The sequence below is a fragment of the Nereida sp. genome (assembly GCF_965655635.1).
Taxonomy (GTDB): Bacteria; Pseudomonadota; Alphaproteobacteria; order Rhodobacterales; family Rhodobacteraceae; genus Nereida.
The window spans coordinates 1-1,151 of the sequence record NZ_CBFHHE010000068.1 but is presented as its reverse complement, the minus strand read 5'-3'; the positions used below and the strand labels follow the sequence as shown (position 1 = coordinate 1,151).

At 51.6% G+C, this 1,151-nt stretch carries 1 protein-coding gene; it reads left to right on the top strand.

The annotated features are described in order from the left end of the window. A partial coding sequence (locus tag ACTF5M_RS11380) for a site-specific integrase (protein ID WP_438961078.1) occupies positions 1–990 on the top strand: 990 nt, incomplete at its 5' end. Positions 991–1,151 lie beyond the last annotated feature (161 nt).

Genomic DNA, 1,151 nt, shown 5'->3' with positions numbered 1-1,151 from the left:
GCTGCTAAGTTAGACAGGCATTGGCATATCCTGAGGATTTCATCTGAAGACCTTCCAGGTAAGCATTTGCTCACTGACGCTGTGCAGGAGCCCGTCGCTGAGCCTGCTGCCGACGAGCATTCCCTCAAAGACGCTGTGGCTGTTTATCTGCGCTTAAAGGGGCATGATCGCCCGCCGACTTTTGAGGCTGCCGTAAGGCGTTCCTGCGGCTACCTGATTGATTGCTGTGGCATGAAAGCTTTGAAGGATTACCTTCGATCCGATGCTACCAAGTTCCGTGATTATCTATTTGCTAAGGGACTAAATGGGGCTTCTGTGGCAAGGATCTTTGGTACAGTCAGGGCCGTTATAAACTTAGCCCTGAGTGAGTTTGGGCTGGCAATCGTTAACCCGTTCTCAAACGTCTACTTTAACCAAAGAGAAGGGGTTAAGAAACGGCTGCCTGTTAAGGCTGAGGACATCAAGAAGGTACAGGCTGAGTGCTATAAGGCGGATGATCAAATGCGCTGGCTAGTAGTCTTAGTAGCTGACACGGGGATCAGACTTGCTGAGGGCGCTGGGCTGTTGCGCACTGACTTCATCACTAAGGACGGCATCCTCTGCGTGAGTGTCAGGTCTCATCCTTGGCGTTCCTTGAAGACAGCCAGCAGTGAACGGGTAGTCCCGTTGGTAGGCTCAGCTAAGTGGGCAGCAGAACGAATACTGGAACAACCCAATAGCAGCCAGTTTGCATTCCCTAAGTACAACAATGGTGAACGAACGAGTGCGAACTCAGCCAGTGCTGCCCTTAACAAGTGGCAGAAGGGAAAGATTGGTGAGGGTTATACGATGCATAGCTTCCGCCACTCCATGCGAGACAGGCTACGAGCCGTAGAGTGCCCTAGCGACATTATAGATCAGATTGGTGGATGGCTTACCCAAGGAGTAGGGGCATCGTATGGAGAAGGCTACAGTCCGGAAGTTATGCACAAGTGGCTGCTGCTTAGTTGAGTGCTCCGTAGGCGGCTATTGTGCTGTGTCGATATTCTTGACTCAGAAGCACTAAGGGCTTTCTTAGTCAGTATGACTGATCTCTCAATCCTGCCGCTACATGACCTGACAATTGATGAGGCCTCACGGCCGACAGCACCTAAGGTTGCAGCTGCCACAGA